This window comes from Deltaproteobacteria bacterium, assembly GCA_030654105.1.
GTDB lineage: Bacteria > Desulfobacterota > SM23-61 > SM23-61 > SM23-61 > JAHJQK01.
Genome location: JAURYC010000358.1, coordinates 1 through 9874, shown reverse-complemented (window position 1 = coordinate 9874; position 9874 = coordinate 1). Strand labels below are relative to the sequence as shown.

Below are 9874 nucleotides of genomic sequence, written 5' to 3'. Positions count from 1 at the left end.
GGGCGTGAGCATAGATGGGGCCAAAGATTCTCCAGGGAAGCCGGTCATTCATCTGATGCGTCCGCTCGGCCACTACTTCATTGACCTCGTTGACGATCAAACTAACATGGCAGGCAGCGCAGGTCGGTGCGGAAAAATCCTTTCCAACTTTCCAGGGGACAGCTTTGAAATCCCATCCTTCCCCCAGAGAGGAATAAATATTTCCATGTTTGCTGACCTGATAGACGCTATAGGCTGGTACATCGGGCCCCTTATGGCATTCGGAGCAGGTATGGGGTTTCCTGGCCATTTCCATGGAGAATTGATGGCGGGTATGGCAGGCCGTACAGGAACCCTTACTTCCATCGGGGTTGATCCGGCCAACCCCCTGATTGGGCCAGCCTGCCAGGACAGGAAATTCCATTCTGCCCATATTCGTATCCCTCGCTTTAAGACCCTGAACCTTTACTTCCGTGCCATGACAAAAAAGACAAGAATCCATCTCGGTCTCCTGATCGGGAGGTTTTAGGACGATCCGCCCTTTCTGGAAGGACTGCATCCCATTTATCGAGTCAGCCAGTTGGCGATAAAGAGGATTGTTCATGAGATTGCCATGGGCATGGGACATGATATTCAGGCTATATTGTTTGACTTCCGCAGGATGACAGGTAGCGCAATCTTCCGGCGAGACAACCACATGAACTTTAAACCCATTGTGGTCGAAGGAATCTTTATGCTTTGCCGGATTCAAAGTGTGACACTCAGCGCAGCCAACGACCGTTTCCTTTAATTTATCAGGGATCTTTTCTGAAGAAACCTTTTTGGCTTTTGGGCCCTTTTTCAAGGCTTCTTCTGGGGTGACCGTGGAGTGATTACCTCTTCGCCAGTTGGATACGATTCCGGGGGTCAACGAGGTATGGCATCCAAGGCAAGCTTCTGTGTTTTCGCTGACCCGCGGCGCAGCATGTGAAGTTCCAGCCCAGACCAACCAGAAGATCCCGACGAGCAATGAAATCACCAACCAACCCCGCCCTTTCATCCTTTGGTCCCCCTTTTGCGAAGACCATTTACTCATATGCTGGTCGCCAGTTTTATGTCCCTACCTTGTTGATTGACAGTTTATGAATCCAAGGTCCATCCCTCTGCGACCCCATCATACGGCCAGGCCTCTAAGCCTCCATCCATGAATTGAACATCCTGGAAACCTGCACCCTCCAGGATGGTTTGGGCTTCGTAAGCGCGAAGGCTGGCTTTGCAGAAAGTTATAAAAAGTAAAGAATACATGTCAAGGGCCTAAAGTGTCTAAAGTGATCCCGCCGCAGGCGGGACTAAAGTTGAAAAAAGGAAATTCCTATACAATTAAATTACCACGATATCGGCTGTGAACAAAGCAGGCAGCAAGTTTTGCTGAGGTATCTGAAATCGGAAAATGTTTATAAGTTTTTTCGGAACGGACATCCCCTTTTCCGCTTCCATTCGATAACTGATCAATCTTTCGTGGATATCAAATCAGCACGATCCTTCCGGCAACATCATGGAAGAATTCCTTCGACCAGACCTGCAGCGCCTCGGGGTTCTTCACGAAAGGTTCTACCTCTTTGCGGGCCTGGTCTACGTTCAATTTCTCAATCGCCGTTGACATCAGATTGCAGAACTTCTCCTGGTTTAAATGTTCATTTCTCTTCAGGTGACCGCTTTGAATCATCCTCTGTTCCAGATGAAAAAGGTGGAGTTGTGGATGGTTCGCGGCGTACCAGACCAAATCGTACCAGTCACGGCCCTTGACTCTGCTCTTCCACTGCCGGCAAAGGATAGCATGCATCTTGCCGGCAAAAAGATCCGGAACAACGAAAACCCTGACCGAAAACGGGATCGGTTGCAGGAGAAACCTGCTTTCTGTGTCAAATCCCGGCGGGGGATCCGTATCGATTTCAATCTTTATCTTCAACACCTGGCCGCGGGGGATCTGCCTGGCGATCTCCTGCAGAATCTCCCGCAAAGCCCTCACGTAGTCCTCGACCCTCCGGCAGGCGTACCGAGCAAGCATGCGGGCAATGGCTTCATTCAATAAGGCTCTCCTCTCTCTGAAGCCGGTGGACGAAATTGCTCAACAAGCGGATCTTTCGGGACCTGCAACGATCCGCAATTATGGCGATCGTTTCCGTATCCAACTTGCCTAACCTCTCGGGGTCGATTCGCAAATTGTTCAGCAGATAGCCCCTCATTTCGGCCTGGGTGCGGATTCCCGTCCCCCGGTCATCATGGATTTTATCGGCAAGGGCTTTTTCCGGGGTCGCGATCAAAAAGGAACGGCCTCCTTCGATCTCTATCTGATCAATGCCGATTTGATAGGCTCTCATGGGGACCACTCGGTAGATAAAAAGGCCGACGGGGGTGGAAAAGCGCCTGCCACGGCCGCAGGTGACCGATGTCACCGCCTCGACCCGCTCCGGGATCAGACCGTGATAGTGCAGGGCGTAATCGAGAGAGACATAGGAAGGGCCGTAGATCATGTTGGCCAGAATCTCCCGTGAGAAGAGCCGCCGCGAATATTTTTCCCCGAAGACATAGATGCCCTTCTTCACCCGGAGGATGGCCCGCCGCTGAAGCAGGGCTGTGATCTTGTCCCGGGGACGGTCATATTTCCGGAGGCCGTCCAGAAGGGACTGATAGTCAAATTCCTCTCCCGCGATCTTCTTTCTCAGATCTTCAATCATATCTATCTTTTCCTGCAGCGCTATGGATTACCCTTATGGATAACATATAGCACATTTAAACATAGTATGTCGACATTATTTCGACATACTATGTTTAAAATGACATTTGAAGGAGAGATCTTTGTGGTACGCATTTTTTAACATTCCTCGCAAGTTTCGTTTTCGATATTATTTTCAGATCCGCTCTTGTTGGGAAAAGGCAATCAAGCATTTTTTAAAAGTGGGTGGGGGAAAAGGAGGGGGAGAATGCGCGGCTAAGCGCCCTCTACCTTGTAACAGGTCTGGCAGGGCACGGGAGGGTCGGGAAAAGTTTGCCAGTCGGTACCCCTTCGTTTGTCCCCATCCCAGAGGGAAGCAACCCTTTCCTCAAAATATTTTTTCCTGCGGGCCCAATTTTCCCTGAATTCCACGTATTTTTTATCATTCCAAATTCTGTCCAAAGGCTCGTGAAAGAGATTCCCAAAATTCACTCTTTCCATCTGGATTTCTCTCCCTTGAAAAATTCTTTTAAAGGGGGAAGGGAGAGGCGGATTGAGGTAAACGCAAGGAGAGATTTCTCCCTCGACAGATATGTATAAATTATGGAGAGGATCTTCCGCGCAAACGGCTACCTCCCGATAGGAAAGAGAAGGGCACCGCAATTTGATTTTCCCTGCCCGGGCTTTCTTCTCTGCTTCCTGCAGGATATTCTCGTAACCTTCCCGACCTTTTTCGGCAAATACTTTTTGCTCGTTCTGCCAGGAATTCGTTACGTGAATCAGGTTGATCAGGACTACCTCTCCAATTTCAAGATCCCGGGCCAGGGATATAAGAGCCGGCACTTCCCGGATGTTCTCCTGCAGTAAGAGGTAAACGATGTGTAATCGGGGATGGGTGAGTTTTTCCCGGGATTTCCTTTCCTGAAAAATCCGGATGTTCTGGAGGAGATCATGAAGGTCCGAGTTCACCCGAATGGCATTATGGGTCTGAGGAGTGGCTCCCGCCAGCGAAAACCCCATAAAGTCAACCCCAACCTGGAGAAGTTCGGCGATATAGGCTTCATTCAATCCTTTCCCGCTGGTCACAAAACCTACCCGGGGACCTTCTCTCTTGGCCAAGCGGATACACTCGATTAGGTCTTTATGAAGGAGGGATTCTCCCCATCCTTCCAGAACCACGGCTTCTACATCCTGGAAATAAGGGAGGAGCCTTTTAAAATCCTCTAAGAGCATATCCCTGCGGGAAAATTCTTCATATTCAATCCGATTGCACATCCTGCAGCGCAGGGGGCATCTTGAAGTGAGCTCGACCTGCCAGGCAGCAAACCTTTTTCCGCCAGATCCTTGAAAAAAATTTTTCCAGAATCCTTTCTTCATGACTTGGAGAATCCTTGCAGGAGGGAATCGAAGAGAGTAGGGGAGGAAGGCCGGTAAAGAAGGAATTCATGGTTGAGGAAGGGCTGGCCACCCCATTTTTTTTTAAAGAAGGCTACTCCTTGATTTACGCCCAATCCAAGATTCACGTAGGTTTTCCCCTGTTGTTCGGCCTCCCTGATCAAGGCATGGAGGAGAAGGTCTGACGCCCCGGGTACATGGTGTTGCCGGGATCTGAAATTGAACATGTAAAAGGCATAATTGATGGCGCCGAATTCAGCCACGTCAAAGGCCAGCAAGTTTCCGGCCCGGTCTCTGGCGCTGAAAATCCAGACAGTGGAGGCCAAAGAAATGTATTTAGGTATTCTTTCGAAAATGGCCCGGGTCTCCTCTCCTACATCCCGGGAGCTTAAAAAAATTTTAACGAGATGCCGGTGTTCATCTTTAAATTCCCGTCCTTTCTCCACTCCCAGTTCTCTAGAGGCCCTTTGGATCATATTCTTTAATTTCGATCGGATCTTGAGATTCACCAGATCGAGTTTATAGTAAATATCCGTTTCGCTCCGCTTACCGGACCGGAGGGAGGTGGTCGGCGCGATGAGGGCTACCTGGGCGGGTTTGAACCTTTTTACAGCGACTTCCAGGACCTCGCTCACTTTCTTTTCATTGAAAGTCCCTTTCAAGGGAAAGCCTACGAAGATGAGCAACTCTTTTCCTTTATAACAAAGGTAGTCTTCTAAAAGGAAGGGCTCTCCTCCTGACATGACTGACCCGTAGCCCGGCATGTGTTCCGGCACATAGGCATAGTTTTTGATGAATTCTTCTTCAGGAGAAGTGATCATTCATCCCCCGTAATGCCGGGTAACTTTATATCCTGCCTCCAGGAACCTCTTTTTAATTCCCGGAATATGGGACGTTCCTACAAAAGCAATAACCTGGCCTTTTTCAAAAAAACCCTTCATTCTGGCAAACATGACCGGATCCCGGTTCTCGACAATAGATGGGCAGCGGGAAGGAAATTCACTGATTACGGCCATTATGGCTTCTATGTCTCCCTGCAGATAAAGCCGGGCATGGGATTTGGCCCATGCTTCCCATTGGTCGATTTTTTTAAAAAAATTGGTGAAACGTTCCAGAGGAATACCTTCCATCCCGGCGATTTGCTCCTCGATGGTCTCGAGGAAGATAATCTCCTTCCTAAGGCTGGTGGCAATGTTGAAGGCTTCCAGATCCACTGAATGTTTCCACCCCCTCTCCTTTAAAAAATTAGACCAGATATGGAAGAAAGCCATCCAGGGACGAAGGTTTTGAAAATGGGCGTGCAAGTGATTTTGAACCTTGGCAGCAAAAGGAAGAATCAAGGGAAAGGAGTCAGACTCCCTGAAGAGCGAGCCGGCGCTCTTCTTGATTTTTTCGATCGTTTGGGCATCCAGGGCTTCTATAAGCGCGGTCGCTCCTCCGGCCTGGGAGCCATTTTCGATGACCTGATTCATGCTTTGTTCATCCAGAGGGCCCTCGAATAAAACAACCTTTGCTTTCCGGATATAATGAAGTAAGGATTTTTTTAGACTGTAGGGGAAAAAATGGGCTGTTCCGGCTAAATATCCCCCTTTCCCATCGCGTTCAACTTTCCAGATCGTTTTGAGTTCTTTTACGGAAGAAAAAAATGACAACATCTCTTTTAGGTTCATAACCTGGCCCCCAGGGCTCTGATCCAGGAAAAAGGTCCTGGAGGTTTGCTGACCAATTGCCCGGATTCATACTTCAGGAAGGGGAATCCCCCCCATTTCCTTTTAAACCTTCTGATGCCTTCGTTTACGCCCAGCCCCAGATGAATATAGCTCTTATGGTTTTCTTTGGCCAGGTTGATCATTTCGTAAAATAGCGCATCGGAGGCATGGGCCACGTAATTTGTCCTGGAAAAACAACCCACCACATACGTGGCGAATTCTTCCGCCCCCAGTTCGATCACGTAATAGGCGGATAATTTTTTTTGCTTGTCCCGGGCGTTGAGGACGAAGGAAGTTTTCGAATAAGACACATAACCCGGCATTTGTGAAAACAATTCCTTTACCCGGAGAGGGGGGCTCTCCCTTTCCAAGAAATCCCGGGTCAGAGTAACATGTTCTTCAGAAAATTGACGGGATTTTTCGATGGTTAAAGCTTCTGAGGCCTTCTTAACGATTCGCATTAACCCTTTTTCTACCTCATGGTTGCGCATCTCCAGCTTATAGTATTCATCCCCTTCCCTTTGCCGGGCCGATTGCAGAATAGAATTAGGAATCTCGGGGGCGACAAACCAGGTATAAGTCGGGTTGAATTTTTTTATGGTTTCCTTCAGGGCGGTGGCAAAAATTTCGGGCCGGCAATCACGGTTCAGAGGATATCCCACAAAAATGAGCCAGTCATCTTTGGCAAAAATAACATAATCCCCTATTAGATAGGGCTCTCCTTTGGAAACCCCCACCATTAAATTGGGTACGTGTTCGGGCACGTAGGCTTGGCGCAATATGTATTCTTCTTGCGCTTGGGAAATCATTTTTCCTTTCCGACCTCCTTGTAATCTACCCCTTTCCCTATTAAATTACAAGGAACTCGGAGTGAGGGGGGTAGGGTTGGGGAATGGTGACAAAGTCTTTTTTTCTGGCACCCCTTCACTTCCGCCGTTGCAGCCACTCCATATGTTTTTTGCGCTCTCTTTTTGCGGAGGAAAAGTGGGGGAGAGGAAGAGGGGTTGATCCGGCCGTTTGGCCGGCGCGCAACGCCTCCCCGCCGGGTCCTGACCATCATTCTGAAATCATGAACGAAAATGAAAAGTGAAGGGGGGCACGGTCCCTTTTTCCGTTGACATCCTTTTGCAAAGGGATATATATTTTTCATCTCCCGAGGATGGCCAGGAAAGGGGAGGCTTTTTATGATCCGGGTCATGAACAAAAAGGCTCGGATCGGGTATCATTTAAGACGTCGAGAGGGAGAAGTTTATAATTTATAAAGAGGAGGTGAAAAAGGGGAGCCATGTATCAAGTAACTGTCGATAAAGATAAATGTGATGGGAAAGGAGAATGCGTAGATACCTGTCCGGCCAACGTGTTCGAGATCAAAGACGGCAAGTCCGATCCCGTCAATATGGATGAATGCCTGGGCTGCGAAAGTTGCGTTGAGGTATGCCCTACGGGTGCCATAACTGTAAAGGAAGTGTAATTTTCCCCACCAGCCTGAAGAGGGGCAATTCTGGGAGAAAAATAGAAAAGCGATGGAAGGCGTTAAATCCTTTCATCGCTTTTCTATTAAAAGCGCTCCCTCTTTTTTTCTTTCACCGAAACGCCTTTCTGGAGAAGACCTGGTCTGTTCACCAATAATTGGTTTGACATGCGCCTTTCCTTTCTTTAAAATCTGGCCAGAGATATGGAAGAAAATTCTTTACAAAGAACCCTGGAAAAAGTTGCTCAAACATCGTTCTTTAGCGGGCATTCCATAAAGGTTTTAAAGGATGGTGTTTCCGCTTTCGAAGTAGTATTCCGGGCGGTGCAAGAAGCAGAACACATGATCTGCCTGGAATTCTACATTTTCCGGGATGATGAGACCGGTTGGGGATTGGCGGAATTGCTGGCCCGGAAAAGCCGGGAAGGAGTACGGGTCTACCTGATTTATGATCATTTTGGGTCTATCTCAACGTCGGAGCGGTTCTGGAAGTTTTTAAAGTCCGCGGGAGTGGAAATTCGCTCCTTCCATCCTCTTCGCTTAATGAACCTCAATCTTTATTTCCACCGGGACCATCGAAAGCTGGTGGTAGTGGACGACCAGATGGCTTTTACGGGGGGGTTGAATGTAGGCGATGAATACTATGGATTCAGGCGAAAAAAACTCGCCGGATGGAGGGATACGGGTGTCAAGGTCCAGGGCCCTATCGCTGGAGCCATGCTCAAAGCGTTCCTGGAAAGCTGGAAAGAGTGTGAAGGGGTAAAAATTGAAACCTTACCAAGGGGTGTGGGTCGGGAAGAAGATCAAGGTATAAACGTGCTTCCATTGTTCTCTTCATCCCGGAAGAGCATGCGGTCCCTTCGGCAGTTGCTCCAGTTCAGCGTCCATGCTGCCCAGAAGTCCATTCACCTCACCATGGCTTACTTCATCCCTACCAGGAAGTTTCTCAAGGTCCTTTTAAAGGCGGCCCGCAGGGGTGTGGACGTGAAGATTATTTTGCCCGGCCAGACTGACTTGCGTGTGGTCGCCTATGTGAGCCGCACTTACTACAAAACCTTGTTGCGGGAGGGAGTGCAGATCTATCATTACCAGCCCCGGGTGCTTCACGCCAAGACAATGGTATTTGACGGGCACTGGACCATTGTTGGCTCGGCCAATTTGGATTCCCGCTCCCTCAATTACAATTATGAATGTGGTGTCGGGATCCTGGACCGGGAGCTGGGAAACGATATGGAAGAAATATTCCGGCAGGACTTACTCGAGTGCACGCCCATAACCGAGGCGGATCAATCCGCCTGGCCTCTCCACGAAAGGGCTTTGGGGACTTTTTTCTCCTGGTTCCGTTCCTATTTGTAAAAAATTTGTTTTGATAAACCGAAGTTATGCGCGAATTTCTAAAAACATCGGTAGGCCCAGTCCCACCTGAGGTGGAAAACTTAATAACCTAATTGTCCGGGGATCAACCGGTAAAAAAGAAATTCCCTGAGGGGATAAATAAAGGAGGGACAGCAAATGGCCCGAGGCTACAACGGAAAGATTTTGCGGGTGGATTTGACATCAGGCGAAATAAAAGTAGAAGAGCCCAGCGAGGTCATCTATCGCACTTATATGGGGGGCGGAGGTTTGGCATCCTATTATTTGTTGCGGGAACTTCCGCCAGGCATCGATCCGCTTGGACCGGAAAATATTCTCATCTTCGCCTCCAGCGTCATCACGGGCGCACCGGTCTCCGGAATGGTGCGTTATACGGTGGCGGCCAAATCTCCTTTGACGGGGGGATATGGCGAGGCGGAAGCCGGGGGCTTTTTCGGCCCGGAATTAAAATTTGCCGGTTTTGACGCGGTAATCATTAACGGGAAAGCTCCTAAACCATCTTATCTATGGATCCACGATGGAGAGGCGGAAATTCGGTCGGCCGCAGAGATATGGGGGCTGGAGACAGGGCCGGCTCAGGAAAAAATTCGTCAAGAATTGGGAGATGCCCGAATCCGGGTGGCTCAGGCTGGCCCGGCCGGAGAAAAGCTGGTTCGCTTTGCTTGCGTAATCAACGAACTGAAACATGCCAATGGCCGGACGGGTATGGGAGCGGTCATGGGTTCCAAGAACCTAAGGGCCATCGCCGCCCGCGGGAAGGAAAGACTGGAATTTCATGATCCGGAAAAAATGAAAGAACTGGCCAAATTGCAGGCGGAACTCATCAGCCAGTGGGGCCCGAATAAAGTGATGCGCAAGCTGGGAACACCCAACCTGGTAATGGCTTTGAATACCCAGGGCATTCTGCCAACCAAAAACTTTCATACCGGCGTTTTCGCAGGCGCAGAAAAGATCAGTGGTGAACGGATGGCCGAAACGATCCTGAAAAGTGAGGAAGGATGTTATGCGTGCTCCGTTCGCTGTAAGCGGGCGGTGGAAGTTCCGGAGGGCCCCTATGCCACCTCCAGCGAATATGGAGGACCGGAGTATGAGACCCTGAGTTCGCTCGGTTCCCTTCTGTGCATTGATGACCTGGCCGCTATTTCCAAGGGGAATGAGCTATGCAACCGCTATGGTCTGGACACCATTTCCGCGGGCGTGGCCATCGGGTTTGCCATGGAGTGTTATGAAAATGGCCTTCTCACCAAAGCC

10 protein-coding genes and 1 pseudogene are annotated in these 9874 nt (G+C 49.4%); 3 read left to right on the top strand and 8 right to left on the bottom strand.

Annotation, left to right across the window (positions count from 1 at the left end; genetic code table 11):
• The 8 genes and pseudogenes from Q7V48_15850 to Q7V48_15815 all read right to left on the bottom strand — a co-directional run.
• The coding region (locus Q7V48_15850) for a multiheme c-type cytochrome (protein MDO9212195.1) at positions 1-1018 on the bottom strand (1018 nt) is incomplete at its 3' end.
• An 80-nt stretch (positions 1019-1098) separates the two neighbouring features.
• Positions 1099-1245 (bottom strand): annotated as a pseudogene (locus Q7V48_15845) (rhodanese-like domain-containing protein).
• A 238-nt stretch (positions 1246-1483) separates the two neighbouring features.
• On the bottom strand, positions 1484-2047 hold the full coding sequence (locus Q7V48_15840; GenBank protein ID MDO9212194.1) for a nucleotidyl transferase AbiEii/AbiGii toxin family protein: 564 nt from the start codon (positions 2045-2047) through the stop codon (positions 1484-1486).
• Positions 2040-2696, bottom strand: a complete 657-nt coding sequence (locus tag Q7V48_15835; GenBank protein MDO9212193.1) for a hypothetical protein — start codon at positions 2694-2696, stop codon at positions 2040-2042. The genes Q7V48_15840 and Q7V48_15835 overlap by 8 nt, the downstream gene beginning before the upstream one ends.
• 254 nt (positions 2697-2950) lie before the next feature.
• A complete protein-coding gene (locus Q7V48_15830) occupies positions 2951-4051 on the bottom strand; it encodes a radical SAM protein (protein ID MDO9212192.1) in 1101 nt (366 codons plus the stop codon).
• Positions 4048-4890, bottom strand: a complete 843-nt coding sequence (locus tag Q7V48_15825; protein MDO9212191.1) for a hypothetical protein — start codon at positions 4888-4890, stop codon at positions 4048-4050. Before Q7V48_15825 ends, Q7V48_15830 begins: the two co-directional genes overlap by 4 nt.
• The gene (locus Q7V48_15820; protein ID MDO9212190.1) at positions 4891-5739 is read right to left on the bottom strand and encodes a TraB/GumN family protein; all 849 of its coding nucleotides are present in this window, start codon (positions 5737-5739) and stop codon (positions 4891-4893) included.
• Complete coding sequence (locus Q7V48_15815) at positions 5736-6587, bottom strand: hypothetical protein (protein MDO9212189.1); 852 nt, start codon at positions 6585-6587, stop codon at positions 5736-5738. The genes Q7V48_15820 and Q7V48_15815 overlap by 4 nt, the downstream gene beginning before the upstream one ends.
• 476 nt (positions 6588-7063) lie before the next feature.
• On the opposite strand from Q7V48_15815, the gene Q7V48_15810 reads away from it, so the two are divergent.
• The 3 genes from Q7V48_15810 to Q7V48_15800 all read left to right on the top strand — a co-directional run.
• Positions 7064-7249, top strand: coding sequence for a 4Fe-4S binding protein (locus tag Q7V48_15810; GenBank protein MDO9212188.1), 186 nt, complete (start codon positions 7064-7066; stop codon positions 7247-7249).
• 204 nt (positions 7250-7453) lie between these two features.
• The gene (locus tag Q7V48_15805; GenBank protein MDO9212187.1) at positions 7454-8605 is read left to right on the top strand and encodes a phosphatidylserine/phosphatidylglycerophosphate/cardiolipin synthase family protein; all 1152 of its coding nucleotides are present in this window, start codon (positions 7454-7456) and stop codon (positions 8603-8605) included.
• Between the two features lie 156 nt (positions 8606-8761).
• On the top strand, positions 8762-9874 hold a 1113-nt coding region (locus Q7V48_15800), incomplete at its 3' end, for an aldehyde ferredoxin oxidoreductase N-terminal domain-containing protein (GenBank protein ID MDO9212186.1).

Coding starts and splice junctions, on each gene's coding strand:
- Q7V48_15835 (MDO9212193.1), bottom strand. CDS start 2,696: ATGATTGAAGATCTGAGAAAGAAGATCGCGGGAGAGGAATTTGACTAT.
- Q7V48_15830 (MDO9212192.1), bottom strand. CDS start 4,051: ATGAAGAAAGGATTCTGGAAAAATTTTTTTCAAGGATCTGGCGGAAAA.
- Q7V48_15825 (MDO9212191.1), bottom strand. CDS start 4,890: ATGATCACTTCTCCTGAAGAAGAATTCATCAAAAACTATGCCTATGTG.
- Q7V48_15820 (MDO9212190.1), bottom strand. CDS start 5,739: ATGAACCTAAAAGAGATGTTGTCATTTTTTTCTTCCGTAAAAGAACTC.
- Q7V48_15815 (MDO9212189.1), bottom strand. CDS start 6,587: ATGATTTCCCAAGCGCAAGAAGAATACATATTGCGCCAAGCCTACGTG.
- Q7V48_15810 (MDO9212188.1), top strand. CDS start 7,064: ATGTATCAAGTAACTGTCGATAAAGATAAATGTGATGGGAAAGGAGAA.
- Q7V48_15805 (MDO9212187.1), top strand. CDS start 7,454: ATGGAAGAAAATTCTTTACAAAGAACCCTGGAAAAAGTTGCTCAAACA.